This window comes from uncultured Pseudoflavonifractor sp., from assembly GCF_944387275.1.
Classification (GTDB): domain Bacteria; phylum Bacillota; class Clostridia; order Oscillospirales; family Oscillospiraceae; genus Pseudoflavonifractor; species Pseudoflavonifractor intestinihominis.
The window spans coordinates 15,269-30,346 of the sequence record NZ_CALXEG010000013.1 but is presented as its reverse complement, the minus strand read 5'-3'; the positions used below and the strand labels follow the sequence as shown (position 1 = coordinate 30,346).

Here is a 15,078-nt window from a genome sequence, read left to right as displayed (position 1 = left end):
GCAGCGCCTCCCCCGCCTCGGGCACACATTGTCGAAATCTGGAACAATATGATTGTCTTCCCACAGGGATATGGATATAATGGCATTGGAAATACGCCGAGCAAGGGGAGGTATACGGATGGCAGGAACAGAGCGGGACTTTTCTCAGCTTGTAGAGGGCGGGATTCTGGGCTTTGTGGTGGGAGACGCCCTCGGCGTGCCGGCTGAGTTCATGAGCCGGAGTGCGCTGCGTAAAGACCCGGTGCGCGGCATGAGGGACGGAGGGGCCCATCACCAGCCCGCGGGCACCTGGTCCGACGACACCAGCATGACCCTCTGCACCATGGATTCTCTCATGGAAGCGGGGGTGGACTACAGCGACCTGATGGGGCGCTTTGCAGACTGGCTGTGGAACGCCTCCAACACGGCCCATGGCGAGGTGTTTGACGTAGGCGGCACGACAAGGCACGCCATTTTCAACTTTTTCAAGGGAGCCGCGCCGCTGCAATGCGGTGAAACCGCGGAAAATACCTGCGGAAACGGTTCTCTGATGCGGATACTCCCCACTGCCCTCTACATTGTCGGGCAGTACGGGAACGACGGCCTGGACGCCAGAGCCGCCGGGCTGATCCATAACACGTCTATCTGCACCCACGCCCACCCGCGCTGCCAGATGGCCTGCGGCATTTACTGCACCGTGCTGTTTCAGCTGTGCCGGGGCGATGATCTGCATGCCGCAGTGGCCCAGGGAATCCACTCCGCCCTGTCCTATTACCGGGAAGACCCCGCGTTCTCCTCCGTGTACGGCGGCTTTTCTTCCTTGCCGGAGATCGGTTCCTGGGAGGAGGCCCGGATCCGCAGCGGCGGATTTGTCCTCCACACCCTCCAGGCCGCCCTGTGGTGCCTCCTCACCACCTGCGACTACCGGACATGCGTGCTCGAAGCCGTCAATCTGGGCGACGATACCGACACCACCGCCGCTGTGGCCGGCGGCCTGGCCGGCCTCTGGTACGGCCCGGAGGCCATCCCGGAGGAGTGGGCTGAGGCCACCGCAAAGTACCGTGAGATCCGCGCGCTGAGCCGCCGCTTTTCCTGCTCCTGCCGCAGACAGACCTGAAGTAAACACTCCATAACACAGCGGACGGCACCCTGTTTTTCCAGGGCGCCGTCCGCTTTTATGTCCTAGTGGGAATCAGCGCGTCATTCCTGCTCCTGGGCCAGCTGCTCCTGCACCCGCTCCAGGAACAGCTCCGCCGCCCGGGAGAAACGCTGGGACTTCTTCCACACCAGGTACATGCCCAGCTCCATCCTGGGCTTCAGCGGCCGGAAACAGAGGTCGCTGCCTGTGGTGTTCACCAGCTTGTCCAGGGTGAAGGCGTAGCCCATCCCCTCGTCCACCATCAGGGACGCGTTGTAGATCAGGTTGTAGGTGGCCACCGTGTGAAGTTCCGCCTGCTCCTTCCTGAGCCAGCGGTAAAGGCCGCTCTTGTTGTCCATCTGCCGGGAGAGAATCAGGGGCTTGTCCCACAGGTCCCGGGGTGAGACGGTGTCCTGCCGGGCCAGCGGACTGTCCCGCCGCATCAGCGCGCCCCAGATGTCCCTCATGGGCAGCTCCATGTAGTGGTACCGCGTCTTGTCCATGTCCCCCAGAAGCACGCCGAAGTCCAGCAGCCCCTTGTCCAGCTCCTCGCACACGTCCACCGCGTCGCCGCTGACAATGTGGAAGCGGACGCCCGGACAGCTGTCCTGGAGCTGGTGGGCCACCCGGGCGATCTGGCGCACCCCGTCGGTCTCCCCGGTGCCGATATAGATATCCCCGCTCACCGTATCGTCCGTGTGCATGACCTCTTTTTCCGTCCGGTCCACCAGCTCCAGGATCTCCTGCGCCCGCTTCCGCAGCAGCATGCCGTCCTCCGTCAGGGTGATCTTCCGGCTGCCCCGGATCATCAGCTGCTTGCCCAGCTCCTCCTCCAGCTCCCGGAGCTGCCGGGACAGGGTGGGCTGGGTCAGGTGCAGGGACTGGGCCGCCGCGGAGATGTTCTGCTCCCGCGCCACCGCCAGAAAATATTGCAGCACTCGCAATTCCATCATACCACCTCCGGATACGCCCATCATACCACGGGGCAGTCATAGGTTTCAAGCATAGTACAATATTCTCTATAGGTATTTGTTATCATATCCGGCGGATGATAAAATAGGGACAGAAACTATGTATAACAGGAGCGCAATATGGATCTAGAGACATTTCTCAACGAGCTCAACAGCGGGAGGCCGGTGAAGGGCGGCGGTGAAGTACACCAGTTCATGCACGGCGTCAGCCAGGAGGCCCTGAAGATCACCGCCGAGATCAACAGCGGCTATCATACGCCGGAGGAGCTGCGGGCCCTCTTCTCCCGGCTCACCGGCCAGCCGGTGGACGAGAGCTTCGGCATGTTCCCGCCCTTCTACACCGACTGCGGAAAGAACATCCACGTGGGCAAAAACGTCTTTCTCAACATGGGCTGCAAGCTCCAGGACCAGGGCGGCATTTTCATCGGCGACGGCGCCCTCATCGGCCACAACGTGGTGCTGGCCACCCTCAACCACGTCATGTCCCCCAAGGACCGGAGCAGCATGGTCCCCGCGCCCATCCGAATCGGGAAAAACGTGTGGATCGGAGCCAACGCCACCGTGCTGCCCGGCGTGACCATTGGAGACGGGGCCATCGTGGCCGCCGGGGCCGTGGTCACAAAGGATGTACCGGAGAACACCGTTGTGGGCGGCGTGCCCGCCAAAGTTATACGCACCATCAGCGAGGAGGATGAGGCATGAGCAAAAAGGTTCTGATCGTCTCCACCAGCCTGCGCCGGGACAGCAATTCCGACCTGCTGGCCCAGCGGTTTGCCCAGGGCGCCCGGGACGCCGGCCACCAGGTGGAATTTATTTCTCTGCGGGGCAAGGACATCCGCTTCTGCACCGGCTGCATGGCCTGCCTGAAAGCCCCTCGGTGCGTGATCCAGGACGATGCCGCCGCCATTGTGGAGAAAATGGGCGCTGCGGACATCATCTGCTTCGCCACCCCGGTCTATTACTACGAGCTGTCCGGCCAGCTGAAGACCCTGCTGGACCGGGCCAATCCCCTGTTCTCCGCCGACTACGCCTTCCGGGACATCTATCTGCTCACCGCCTCCGCCGAGGGTGACGACGCCTCGGACGGTCCCGTCAGCGGCCTGGAGGGCTGGATCGCCTGCTTCCAGCAGGCGCGGCTGGCCGGCGTGGTCCGGGGCGGCGGCGCCAACGACCCCGGCGACATGGCAAAGCAGACCGAAAAACTGGCGGCGGCCTACGAGATGGGCCTGCACATCTGAAGACGATGAGGAGGAAAACACATGCAATCCAGATACAACGGCTATTCCTTCCAGATGCGTGACACGGTCACCCGGGAGAAGGTGCGCTTCCACAACCGCTACGGCATTGAGCTCTCGGGCGACCTGTACCTGCCCAAGGGCGCTGCCGGAACGCTGGCCGCCGTGGCCGTGTCCGGCCCCTTCGGCGCGGTAAAGGAGCAGTGCTCCGGGCTGTACGCCGAGGAGCTGGCCAGCCGCGGCTTCGCCGCCCTGGCCTTTGACCCCTCCTTCATCGGGGAGAGCGGCGGCCAGGCCCGGAACGTGGCCTCCCCCGACATCAACACCGAGGACTTCTCCGCCGCGGTGGACTTCCTCTCCACCCGGGACTTCATCGACCCGGAGAAGATCGGCATTCTGGGCATCTGCGGCTTCGGCGGCATGGCCCTCAACGCCGCCGCCATGGACACCCGCATCAAGGCCACCGCCACCTCCACCATGTACGACATGACCCGGGTGAACGCCAAGGGGTACTTTGACGCCGCCGACAGCGCCGACGCCCGGTATGAGACCAAGAAGGCCCTCAACGCCCAGCGGACCCAGGACTACAAAAACGGCGCCTACGCCCGGGCGGGCGGCGTGGTGGACCCCCCGCCCCAGGACGCCCCCTTCTTCGTGAAGGACTACTACGACTACTACAAGACCCAGCGGGGCTACACCGAGCGGTCCCTCAACTCCAACCAGGGCTGGAACGTGACCTCCTCCCTGTCCTTCCTCAACATGCCCATCCTGCGCTACAGCAACGAGATCCGCAGCGCCGTGCTGGTCATCCACGGCGAAAAGGCCCACTCCTGCTATTTCAGCCGGGACGCCTTTGCCGACATGGTGCGGGACAACCCCTACGCCGGCAACAAGGAGCTGCTCATCATCCCCGGCGCGGTCCACACCGACCTCTACGACCGGAAGGACATCATCCCCTTTGACAAGATCCAGCAGTTTTTCCTCCAGTACCTGAAGTGACGGCTTGAAAAGGAGGGATTTTATGATACGGCTGCTCTGCACGCTCCTCGCCGTTTTCAGCCTGGCCGCCTGCACCGTCAGGGAGGCGCCCACAGAGCACAGCAGCACGCCCCCAGCCCAGACGGCGGTCCAGGAGCAGGAGACCCCCCAGCAGTCCGAAGGAACACAGCCCAGCCAGGAGGAAGCGATGCTGAAGATCACAGTGGGAGACCGGGAACTGCTGGCCGCTTTTGAGGACAACAGCTCCGCAGAGGAATTCAAAGCCCTTCTGGCTCAGGGGCCGGTGACCGTCGAGATGGAGGACTACGGCGGATTCGAAAAAGTGGGTCCGCTGGGCACCGCCCTGACCCGAAACGACACGCAGATCACCACAGAACCGGGCGATATCATTCTCTACCAGGGAAACCAGATCACCATCTACTATGACACCAACACCTGGAGCTTCACCCGGCTGGCCAGAATCAACGACCCGGCCGGTCTGAAGGAGATTCTGGGAGACGGGACGGTACAGGTTATCTTCTCTCTGGCGTGAATCCTTTCTATTCTATAAAACGAGAGGGCGATGCGGCGCATCACCCTCTCGTTGTTTACAGGAAAAACAAAGTGGGCTGCCTATGGCAGCCCACTTTGTTATTTTGCTTTTACTCCGCAGCCGCGGCAACGGCAGCGGCCTGAGTGCCGGCGATCTGGCCGGACACAAAGGTCCAGGACTGGGCCTGGCCGCCCCAAGGCGTATAGGCCTTGCCGTCCGCGTTGCAGACGCCCTCGGAATCCTGGCCAACCGCAAACAGGTTCTCAATGGGGGTACCGTCCTCACGCAGCACGTTCATGTTCACGTCCACGTCCAGGCCGCCCACGGTGGCGTAGGCGTAGCTGTCGCAGATCACCGCGTAGTAGGTGGTGTCCACGCCGCCCAGCGCCTCCGTCAGGTTGGACTCATCGCAGCCGATGGCAGCGGCCAGATCCGCGATGCTGTCCGCCTTGATCACGTTCTGGTACTCCTCGCCGACCTGCAGGATCTGGTCGATGTCCTCCACGGGAGTGCCGGCAGCGGGCAGCGTGCCGCCCTGGCTCAGGAACTGGGAGGTGGCGTTGGCCTGGGCCTCGGTCAGACCGTTGGTGCGGATGTTGTCGATGTCCTCCTGAGAGTACACCACATAGTACATGTAGTCGGGCGCATACACGATCTCCACCGTGATGCCCTCGTCCTCGGTGCCGCTCTGGTTCTCATTGCCCCACACGTTGCCCTCGGTGGTGATCATCTTCTGATCGGTGGTCAGGGCCAGAGCGGTCAGGATGGCCTTCTGGTCCGCGGTCAGGTCGTCGGTGCGGATCAGGTGAGGCACCTGGGAGATGTGGACCATGGGCAGGGTGCCCATCATATAGGTGGCGCCGCCGGCGGAGATACCCATCTGGATACCGGTGCCGTCGTTGACCGTGTCGCCGATGGTGGAGACGGTGGAGCCCAGGTACTCGTTCATCATGTCGTCGTTGCCCAGGAAGCCGCCGGTGGCCAGGATCACGGTCTTGCCGTAGATCTCATAGGTGGTGCCGTCGTAGTACTGGGCGTTGACGCCGATCACCTTGCCGTCGTCGTCAAAGATCAGGCTGGTGGCCGTCAGCTCGGTCATGTACTCGTTCTTCTCGTTCATGGCATTGGCGGTCTCCAAGGCTCTGGTGAACTGGAAGGTCTTGTTGGGCCCCAGGATGTTCCAGGAGGTGTTGTCGTCGTCCGCGCTGTACACGCACCACAGCTTGGTCCACTCGGGCACCACAAAGCTGCCCAGCAGGCCCATGCCCTCGAACTCAAAGCCGAAGTTGTCCACATAGTAGTCCAGGGCGGAGCCGGAGTTGTACACGGCCTCGTGGATCACGTCCGCCTTCTCGTCGCTGCCCACGTACTCCATCCAGGTGTTGTACACATCGTCGGCGTTGATATAATCCTCGCCGTTGTTGTACAGGTCCTTCAGGTACTGGCTGTTGATGGCCATGGGGCCGTAGGTGCACACAGAGTCGCCGCCGATCTTGCCGGCCGCCTCGATGCCGAACACAGTGGCGCCCTGCTCAGCAGCCGCGCAGTAGGACAGGACGCCGGAGCCGCCCATGCCCACTACGATGACGTCATAACCTTCCAGCTTGACAGTGTCGGTCTTCTTGGGGATCTCGGTGTACCACTGGGAGCTGTCGCCGCCAGCCGCGTCAATAGCCGCGGCCACGCAGTTGCGGATGCCGTTGGAAGAGGTGGTAGCGCCGGTGATGGCGTCCACAGCCAGGGACTGGCTCTCCAGCACGCGGGGGATGAACAGCTCCTGGGCGCTGGCGAACCACTCGCCGGTGGCGCTGTCGCTCTCCTCGGTCACCTGGATGTCGGTCATCTTGCCGCCCTCAAAGGTGACCTCACAGGTCATCTGGCTGGTCAGGCCGAAGCTGGGGGCCGTGCCGCTGTAAGTGCCGTCGGCCATGGGGGTCTTCTCGTCGGAGCTGACGCCCATGGCCTGGTTCAGGCAGTCCTGCAGCGCCATCTTCACGGCGTTGCTGGTCTCGGTGGCGCCGGACACGCCGTCAATCTCCGCGCTCTGGGCATCCATGATCTGAGACTTCAGCTTATCCGCGGCGGCGCCGCCGATGCTCTCCGTCTCCTTGGAGACATCCAGCGTCACGTCCGTGATGCTGTTGGCATCCACAGTCACAGTGACCTGAACGCCGTCCTCATGCCCTCTGGCAGTGGCGGTGTAGGTACCGGGCGTGTAGATGCCGGCTTCCTCCGTCGGCTTCACGGAGTCGGAAGGCTCCGTGGACTCCTTCGGGTTCTGTGCACAGGCCGCCAGCGAGAGACACATGGCCAGTGCAAGTACGATACTGAGCACCTTTTTCATTTTTTCACCCTCTTAAGTATTGAGTTAGCACAAGATCAAGATCTCTGCCAACACCTGTATTCTAGCACCGTCAAAAAGTTTCTGCAACTACCTGGCGTTAATTTTTTATCATAGATTGGCCAGGTCAGAGCCCTGGTATCTCCTGTTTCCGACGACTTTCCTCGTCCCATACAGCTGTCCTTACGACCACTCCGACAGCCGGAGACAGGCTGCCTTCTCTTGCCGTATCACATTATTTTATTTCCTACTTGGAACAAAATAGTGTATAATAATAAATGAGGTGGAATATATGAAAAAAATAACCAATATTTTGCTTCTTGTCCTGCTGGCCGCCGTGATCGTTCTGGCTGCGGCGGTGATTTATCTCTATCAGCGGGACGGCAGCCCGTCCTCCCCTGTCTCCGGGACGCCCTCGGCCTCCCAGTCGGAATCAATTACAGTGGGTACGCCTGCGCCTTCCGGCGGCGAAGCGGAAGGCGGGGATTCCTCCGGGGATACAAACGGCCCGGAGGCGGGAACCCCTGCGGAATCGGGGGGCGAAGACGCACAGGCCGCTGTGACGGAGCTCCGCTGTTCCGCCGCCCTCGGGGCAGTCAAGATCGTGGAGGGCACGGAATTCGGCCTGTCCGAGGGCAGCGAAGCCGAGTGCGAGGCGTACATTGAGGACAACGCCTACGTCGTCTCCGCCAGCACCACCCAGGACACCCCCATCGTCGTGACCGTACCCGAAGGCATCACCTTTGAACAGGTCACTCTGACAGCCTCCGGCGGGAACCTGACCGTTGAGGGCATTGACACCGAGGCGCTGTCCACCAGCTGTACGCAGGGGGCCATCTACTACTCGGGCCGCCTGGACGGCAGCGCCGATGTGGAGCACCTCCAGGGCCAGACGGTTTTGCAGCTGGAGGGAGCATCGTCGGATTACAACTTTGAGCTGGAATACAGCCTGGGTCACATTCAGGTGGGCGACCTCTCCCTCGGCGGTCCAAAAGGGAGCCGTTCCATTGACAACGGCAGCGAAAAGACCATCCAGGTCTACTGCACCATGGGCGATGTCAGCGTCCTATTCCAGTAAAAACGCAAAGAAACGCAGGCAAAATACCCGTATGGCCTGGGGCTGAACGCCCCCGGGCCATACGGGTATCTGTTTGCAGAGATATTGGGCAATCCGCCGCCTTACAGCATCCCGTCCCGGAGGATGTTGTGGTCCCGCAGCAGCTTCTCTATCACGGTCCCCTTGATGAACTTGAGGGCCGGCTTCTTCACCAGGTTCAGCGGCCCGGGCAGCTCCATCTCCAGAGGAGACTTGCCGTCCATCAGGCACACCGAGCTGTCCAACAGATCCCGGATGTCGTACACGCTGCCCCACACCTCGGGCACGCCCCGGTCCACACCCAGCAGGCCGTAGACCGCCTCCATGGCCGTGCGGACCGAGTACTCGGTGGTGAACACGGTGTCCCGGGGCGTCTCGGCGAACTGGCCCAGGAAGGCGAAGTTGACGCAGCCGTCGGGGATGACGTCAGGCCGGTCGCCCTTGGCCCGGGGCATGAAGAAGGCGGTGATATAGGGCATCATGGTGGGCACGCACACCGCGCTGTGCTCCGCCATCTCGGGGATCTGCTCCACCGGCACGCCGATGTGGTAGAGCCACTCCTCCGTGATCTCCCGGCCGGTGCACTCCTTCATGGGCTTTTTCACATAGTTGCCGGGCACGTCGGTGAACAGGCCGTACACCCAGACGCACACCTTCTCCGGGTCCTGGGCCTTGAACTGGCCCTGCCGGTTGATGGTCCAGCTCAGCAGCCACTTGGAATCCTGGCAGCTGACAATGCCGCCGGTGACCACCTTGCCCGTCCTGGGGTCCCGCTTGCAGATGTTGGTGAGGTAGGGGATGATCCTGTCGTCCAGGGTGGTGATGGTGGCCGACTCCCAGTTGGTCCTGGACACGTCGGAGCAGAACTTCTCCGGCCGGCCGAAGGACGGGTCCTGTTTTGCGATGTTCTTCCACAGGCTCCAGCAGCCGCTGGTGCGCACCTCCGCGTCGCCGTTGGGGGCGTGGTCCTGGTCGCCGTAGATGGTGCCCTCGGTGCAGGAGCCGTTGGTGACGAACACCAGGTCGTTCTCGGTGAGCAGCATCCCCTTCTCCGCCCCCTTCACCCGGCACTCAATGGCGGTGGCCACCTTGCGGCCCCCCTTGATGTCAAAGAGCACGTTGGTCACCTCGGTGCCGAACTGGAAGTCCACCCCAGCCGCCTCCAGATACTTCTGCATGGGCAGAATGAGGGACTCATACTGGTTGTACCGGGTGAACTTCAGGGCGCTGAAGTCGGGCAGGCCGGCGATGTGGTGGATGAAGCGCTGGAAGTAGAGCTTCATCTCCAGAGCGGAGTGCCAGTTCTCAAAGGCGAACATGGTCCGCCAGTAGAGCCAAAAGGTGGAGTCGAACACCTCGCTGTCAAACACATCCTCAATGGTCTTGTCGTACAGGTCCTCGTCGGGGGTCATGAAGAGTTTCACGATCTCCATGCAGCCCTTCTGACTCAGGTTGAACTTTCCGTCGGTGTGGGCGTCCTGGCCCCGGTTCACCGTGGCCCGGCACAGGGAGTAGTTGGGGTCGTGCTTGTTGAGCCAGTAGAACTCGTCCAGCACCGAGGCCCCCGGCTTCTCCAGGGAGGGGATGGAGCGGAACAGATCCCACAGGCACTCGAAGTGGTTCTCCATCTCCCGGCCGCCCCGCATGATATAGCCCCGGCTGGGGTCGAAGATGCCGTCGCAGGCGCCGCCGGCGATGTCCATGGCCTCCAGAATGTGGATGTGGGAGCCGGGCATCTGGCCGTCCCGCACCAAGAAGCAGGCCGCCGCCAGAGAGGCCAGACCGCTGCCCACGATATAGGCATTTTTCTCCTCCACGCTCTCCGGCTTCTCCGGCCGGGCAAAGGCCTCGTAGTTGCCGCTCGAGTAGTAGATGCCCTTTTTGTTCTTCCCGTGGCGTCCCAGCTCTGTGTTGCGGTAGCCGCCGTTCTCCTGCTCATGGACCTCCGGCGCCTTTCTGGCCTGGGCCGCCTTCTTCGCCAGCACTACAGCCGCACCCGCGCCCGCCAGGCCGGCAGCCGCAGCAGTCAGTTTTCCAAGATTCTTTGCCATCAGAATAGCCACCTTTCCATATTCCACCGCTCTCGCGGTCGCACATCTGTGTGTGGCTATATCCTACCCACTTTTCCGCCCCACCGCCATTTACAAAAGGGGCCCGGTGATCAGTTTTTTATCACCGGGCCCCATGTGTAAAGTTTTTATCTGTCTGCGGCAAAATTCCGGATGGAATTGGATACGTTCCCCTGCATGGTGGCGCTGATCTTCCGGACAATGGTCCGGCAGTCCCCCTGCATCCCCTGCCTGATCCAGTCCAGCATGATCCCCACAAAGCTGTACTTGTAAAATTCAGCGATAAAGGCCTTGTCCTCCTCGGAGATGTCCACGCCCTGGCTCTTCTCGTCCACCACGCCGCGGATCAGGCCGTAGGTCAGCTTGAAGAGAAAGCGCTCCATCTGGTCCCGGCTGATGCAGCGGCAGGCGTTAAGCACAAAGGCCTTGTTCTCCAGCACTGCCTCGAAAATCTGGAGCAGCCCCTCCTGCCAGGTGTCGTAGGTCTTTTTACCCGCGAGGACCCGGGTCGCATCCTCCACGCAGACCCACTCGATCAGGTCATAGATGTCCTTGAAGTGGTAGTAAAAGGCCATGCGGCTGATTCCGCAGTCCTCCGTAATGTCCCGGATGGTGATTTTGTCCAGCGGTTTTTTCAGCAGCATCCGCTTCAGCGACGCCTCCAGCGCCTGTTTGGTGGTGTTTGACATGTGTGCCTCCCAGCGTTTCCGATGGTCTTGGGGCTCATTGGTCAGCCATGTTCTATATTATACGGAGAACCCGGCGGTTTTCAAGCCCGTGCGCGTCAGCAGGCAGGGCCGGAGCGTCTGATCCTCCCGAATCAAAAATGCCTTTAAAGCATAGTATGAAATAAAATATGGGTATTTGCTATTTGAGGCCGGCTGTACTACACTGATACCAGAGAAAACCTCCCCGCCGGGGAGGGCCGAAACCCGGCGGTCCGGACCGGCCTGGAGCCGGACGGACCCAGCCCACACAGGAGGAACGACCATGCTTGGAAATTTCACATACTGTAACCCCACCCGCGTACACTTCGGCGAGAAGGCCCTGGAGGCCCTGTCCGGCGAGCTGGCTGGCTACGGCGGCAAGGTGCTGCTGGCTTACGGCGGAGGGTCCATCAAGAAGTCCGGCCTCTACCAGCAGGTGGTGGACATCCTGAACCGCTGCGGCAAGGAGGTCTTCGAGCTGCCCGGCGTCATGCCCAACCCCACGGTGGAAAAGCTGTACGAGGGCTGCCGTATCGCCCGGGAACACGACGTGGACCTGATCCTGGCGGTGGGCGGCGGCTCGGTGTGCGACTACGCCAAGGCCCTGTCCGTGTCCGCCTGGTGCGCCCAGGACCCCTGGGAGAAATACTACCTCCGCATGGAGGACGTGGACAACCGGATCATCCCCGTGGGATGCGTGCTCACCATGGTGGGCACCGGGTCGGAGATGAACGGCGGCTCGGTCATCACCAACCACCGGCAGAAGCGGAAGATCGGCCACGTGTTCGGCAGCAACGTCATGCCCAAATTCACCATTCTGAACCCCACCTACACCTTCACGGTGCCCATGAAGCAGATGGTGGCCGGCATCTACGACGCCTTCAACCACATCTGCGAACAGTACTTCTCCGGCACCGACGACAACACCACCGACTACATCGCCGAGGGGCTGATGAAGTCCCTCATCGTCAGCTCCCGGGCCGCCCTCCGCAACCCGGAGGACTACGAGGCCCGCAGCAACATCATGTGGGCGGCCACCTGGGCCCTGAACACCCTGCTGGCCATGGGCAAGTCCACCGACTGGGAGGTCCACATGATCGGCCAGTCCATCGGCGCCTACACCGACGCAACCCATGGCATGACCCTGTCCGCCGTGTCCCTGGCCTACTACCGCTTCATCATGGAGTACGGCCTGCCCAAGTTTGCCCGCTTCGCGGTCAACGTGTGGGGCGTGGACCCCAGGGGCAAGGACGACAGGGCCCTGGCCCAGGCCGGCCTGGAGGCCATGGAGGCCTGGATGAAGGAGCTGGGCGTGGCCATGAATATCCGGGACCTGGGCGTCACGGAGGATATGCTGGAGGGCATCGCCGACGGCACCTTCCTCCTGTCCGGCGGCTATCGGGAGCTGACCCGGGCCGATGTGATCCAGATTCTGAAGGCCAGCATGTAATGAGTGTATAGCGTATAAAAGGAGGAAAACAGCATGGCAGTGAAACAGACGGCGGGCAGAGCGGCGCTGGGCGAGTTCGCGCCCAAGTTCGCCCAGCTCAACGACGACGTGTTATTCGGTGAGGTGTGGAGCCGGGAGGACAAACTCTCCCTGCGGGACCGGTCCCTGGTCACCGTGGTGGCCCTCATGGCCCAGGGCCTGGTGGACAGCTCCTTCCAGTACCACCTGACCACCGCAAAGCACAACGGCATCACCCGGCAGGAGATCGCCGAGATCCTGACCCACGCGGCCTTCTACGCTGGCTGGCCCAAGGCCTGGGCCGCCTTCCGCATGGCCAAGGAGGTGTGGGCCGAGGACGACGGTGAGGACGGCAAGGCCATGCACCAGCGGGAGATGGTCTTCCCCATCGGGGCTCCCAACGACGGCTTTGCCCGGTATTTTGTGGGCCAGAGCTATCTGCAGCCCCTCTCTACCAGCCAGGTGGGCGTGTACAACGTGACCTTTGAGCCGGGCTGCCGCAACAACTGGCACATCCACCACGCCGCCAAGGGCGGCGGCCAGATCCTGGTCTGCGTGGCCGGCCGGGGCTACTACCAGGAGTGGGGCCGGGAGGCCCGGGAGCTCCACCCCGGCGACGTGGTCAACATCCCGCCCGAGGTGAAGCACTGGCACGGTGCCGCCCCGGACAGCTGGTTCTCCCACCTGGCCCTGGAGGTGCCCGGCGAGGACTGCTCCAACGAGTGGCTGGAGGCCGTCACCGACGAGGTATACGGCAAGCTGAGCTGATTGACGTCAGCGCAAACAGGCAGGCAGACGCCTATGCGTCTGCCTGCCTGTTTTTTCCGTTTAATTTTCATTTCCTGTATCCCCGGGCTGCAGCAGCTCCAGATGGACCTCCGCCTCGGAGAGGAGGTCCTGGGGCTGGGGACGGGGAGGCTGCTCCGCCGTATCCTCCCACTTCACCGGGTGCAGCTCCCACACCACGGACAGGTCGCCGCCGGGGTGCTCGCCCCGGTACCGGTCCAGCACCTGCCGGAACAATCCGCCGGTGATGTGGCACTTCCAGGGCCGGGCCGTCAGGCGGACAGCGCCCTCCTTGCCCCGGAAAAAGAGGGTCACGGTCCCGCCAAACCAGAGGGCCCGGACCAGGCCCCGGCCCGCCCGGGTCCGCTCCTGCTCCAGCCCCAGGGCCAGCACGGCGCCGTCAGGGCTCAGAAGGATGGCGGGGCGGAAGGGGAAGCTCTCTCCCCTGTCGTCCACCACGGCCACCGGCTCCCCCGCCCGGAGCAGGGCCAGATATTGGGGCGCAATAGGGGTCAAACGCGGCAGTTCCATGGTCAATCCAGCCTTTCCAGATCGCTGTCGGGGTGGTTCCCGCAGTGCTTGTAGTCGTCGTTGGTGTTGTGCAGGCCGTGGGCCTTCCGGATGGCGTGGACCCCCTCCGCCAGACGCACGTAGTAGTCCAGAGGCGCCATGGGGCGGCAGCCCAGCCGGGTGGCCCGGTGGGGCCGCCAGATGGTCACCAGGAACTGGACGCCCCGGCTGGCAAAGAACTGGCAGGCCTGAAAGTTGGACTCCAGAGCCTCCTCCGGGCCGGAGAAGCCGTGTTTTGCCGCCAGCTCCGCCCCGGCCACCACCTGGGTGCACACCTTCCCCACGCCGAATACCTCCACCGCGTCCAGGGTGCGGCGAATCCACTCCTCATAGCCGATCCAGCGGTTCTTTCCGGGGCACAGTTCTTTGAACAGCTCCTCCCCCCACACCTCGATGTTGGGCGCGTAGGAGGTGATGCCCGTCTGGTCATAGATCCTCTGCAGCTCCGCCTTGGGATAGGCGGGGGCCATGAGCTGGCAGGGGAAACGGCCGGTGAAGTTGCGGCCGATGGCCTGCAGCACCTTGATGTACCGGTCGATCTCCACGGAGAAGGGAGGCTCGCCGGAGAAGTCGGTGCCCCCGGACAGGCTGATCTCGGAGAACCGGCCCGGCTCCTTCACCGCCTCCCGGATGGTCTCGTACACGTCCTGGCAGTCCACCGCCCCGGCGCTGTGTCCGCCGGTGAAGAAGGCACAGAAGCCGCACTGGTCTCCCCCCTCCCACAGGCGGCACCGCTGGTAGGCGTTGAGGATCAGCTTCTGGCCCCGGACGTCGGCCACCGACGACATGGGGGTGCCCCGGCTGGTGCGCTTGCCGTAGAAGTCGGGCCGGGGGACAAAGTCCAAAGTATCCACCAGCTTCTCCTCGTCCAGGAGCAGGTACACCCCGCCGTCGCAGTCAATGGTGTAGGGGTTCTCGTAGGGTTCCCCGTAGTTGACGTACACAAAGGAGCCATCCCGCAGGAGGATGGGCCCCGGCATGGCCCGGCGGCCGTCCCGGCCACCGAAGCGGATGTCAAAGGCGTTGTCGTCCCCAAAGGCGTAGGGGGAACCCTGGATACTGTCCAGGGCCCGCTCGGTGAACACGGCGCCGTAGCGGATCATGCTCAGCTTCAGCAGGGCGAAGGGGGAGAACGCCGGGTGCTCCGCCCGCAGCGCCTCCAGCTCTTCCAGTTTTGTCATGGTCAT

The 15,078-nt window shown here is 62.7% G+C and carries 14 protein-coding genes; 8 read left to right on the top strand and 6 right to left on the bottom strand.

What is annotated here, in order from left to right; genetic code table 11:
• Nucleotides 1–118: 118 nt before the first annotated feature.
• Nucleotides 119–1,096 (top strand): ADP-ribosylglycohydrolase family protein, encoded by a 978-nt coding sequence (locus tag Q0K23_RS04960; RefSeq protein WP_294518590.1) that lies wholly within the window; start codon nucleotides 119–121, stop codon nucleotides 1,094–1,096.
• Between the two features lie 83 nt (nucleotides 1,097–1,179).
• Here Q0K23_RS04960 and Q0K23_RS04955 read toward each other — a convergent pair whose 3' ends face one another.
• A complete protein-coding gene (locus Q0K23_RS04955; protein WP_294518675.1) occupies nucleotides 1,180–2,067 on the bottom strand; it encodes a LysR family transcriptional regulator in 888 nt (295 codons plus the stop codon).
• A 141-nt stretch (nucleotides 2,068–2,208) separates the two neighbouring features.
• On the opposite strand from Q0K23_RS04955, the gene Q0K23_RS04950 reads away from it, so the two are divergent.
• Genes Q0K23_RS04950 through Q0K23_RS04935 form a run of 4 tightly spaced genes read left to right on the top strand, consistent with a single transcriptional unit; the run spans nucleotide 2,209 to nucleotide 4,854 of the window.
• A complete protein-coding gene (locus tag Q0K23_RS04950) occupies nucleotides 2,209–2,790 on the top strand; it encodes a sugar O-acetyltransferase (RefSeq protein ID WP_294518587.1) in 582 nt (193 codons plus the stop codon).
• Complete coding sequence (locus Q0K23_RS04945; protein WP_294518584.1) at nucleotides 2,787–3,326, top strand: flavodoxin family protein; 540 nt, start codon at nucleotides 2,787–2,789, stop codon at nucleotides 3,324–3,326. The genes Q0K23_RS04950 and Q0K23_RS04945 overlap by 4 nt, the downstream gene beginning before the upstream one ends.
• Nucleotides 3,327–3,347: 21 nt before the next feature.
• Complete coding sequence (locus tag Q0K23_RS04940; RefSeq protein ID WP_294518581.1) at nucleotides 3,348–4,322, top strand: alpha/beta hydrolase; 975 nt, start codon at nucleotides 3,348–3,350, stop codon at nucleotides 4,320–4,322.
• Between the two features lie 22 nt (nucleotides 4,323–4,344).
• Nucleotides 4,345–4,854: a cyclophilin-like fold protein gene (locus Q0K23_RS04935; protein WP_294518578.1), complete on the top strand. Its 510-nt coding sequence runs from the start codon at nucleotides 4,345–4,347 to the stop codon at nucleotides 4,852–4,854.
• Between the two features lie 109 nt (nucleotides 4,855–4,963).
• On the opposite strand, the gene Q0K23_RS04930 is transcribed toward Q0K23_RS04935, so the two are convergent.
• A complete protein-coding gene (locus tag Q0K23_RS04930; protein ID WP_294518575.1) occupies nucleotides 4,964–7,198 on the bottom strand; it encodes an FMN-binding protein in 2,235 nt (744 codons plus the stop codon).
• A gap of 289 nt (nucleotides 7,199–7,487) precedes the next feature.
• Between Q0K23_RS04930 and Q0K23_RS04925 the strand changes: the two genes are divergently transcribed.
• Nucleotides 7,488–8,273, top strand: coding sequence for a hypothetical protein (locus tag Q0K23_RS04925; RefSeq protein WP_294518572.1), 786 nt, complete (start codon nucleotides 7,488–7,490; stop codon nucleotides 8,271–8,273).
• Nucleotides 8,274–8,374: 101 nt separating this feature from the next.
• On the opposite strand, the gene Q0K23_RS04920 is transcribed toward Q0K23_RS04925, so the two are convergent.
• The gene (locus tag Q0K23_RS04920) at nucleotides 8,375–10,342 is read right to left on the bottom strand and encodes an oleate hydratase (protein ID WP_294518569.1); all 1,968 of its coding nucleotides are present in this window, start codon (nucleotides 10,340–10,342) and stop codon (nucleotides 8,375–8,377) included.
• Nucleotides 10,343–10,488: 146 nt separating this feature from the next.
• Nucleotides 10,489–11,049 (bottom strand): TetR/AcrR family transcriptional regulator, encoded by a 561-nt coding sequence (locus Q0K23_RS04915; RefSeq protein WP_294518565.1) that lies wholly within the window; start codon nucleotides 11,047–11,049, stop codon nucleotides 10,489–10,491.
• Nucleotides 11,050–11,350: 301 nt separating this feature from the next.
• Between Q0K23_RS04915 and Q0K23_RS04910 the strand changes: the two genes are divergently transcribed.
• Nucleotides 11,351–12,517, top strand: coding sequence for an iron-containing alcohol dehydrogenase (locus tag Q0K23_RS04910; protein ID WP_294518562.1), 1,167 nt, complete (start codon nucleotides 11,351–11,353; stop codon nucleotides 12,515–12,517).
• Between the two features lie 33 nt (nucleotides 12,518–12,550).
• A complete protein-coding gene (locus Q0K23_RS04905) occupies nucleotides 12,551–13,303 on the top strand; it encodes a carboxymuconolactone decarboxylase family protein (protein WP_294518557.1) in 753 nt (250 codons plus the stop codon).
• A gap of 60 nt (nucleotides 13,304–13,363) precedes the next feature.
• On the opposite strand, the gene Q0K23_RS04900 is transcribed toward Q0K23_RS04905, so the two are convergent.
• Nucleotides 13,364–13,852 carry a hypothetical protein gene (locus Q0K23_RS04900; RefSeq protein ID WP_294518554.1) on the bottom strand — a complete coding sequence of 163 codons (489 nt, stop codon included), beginning with the start codon at nucleotides 13,850–13,852 and terminating at the stop codon, nucleotides 13,364–13,366.
• A 2-nt stretch (nucleotides 13,853–13,854) separates the two neighbouring features.
• Nucleotides 13,855–15,072, bottom strand: a complete 1,218-nt coding sequence (locus tag Q0K23_RS04895) for a radical SAM protein (RefSeq protein WP_294518550.1) — start codon at nucleotides 15,070–15,072, stop codon at nucleotides 13,855–13,857.
• Nucleotides 15,073–15,078 lie beyond the last annotated feature (6 nt).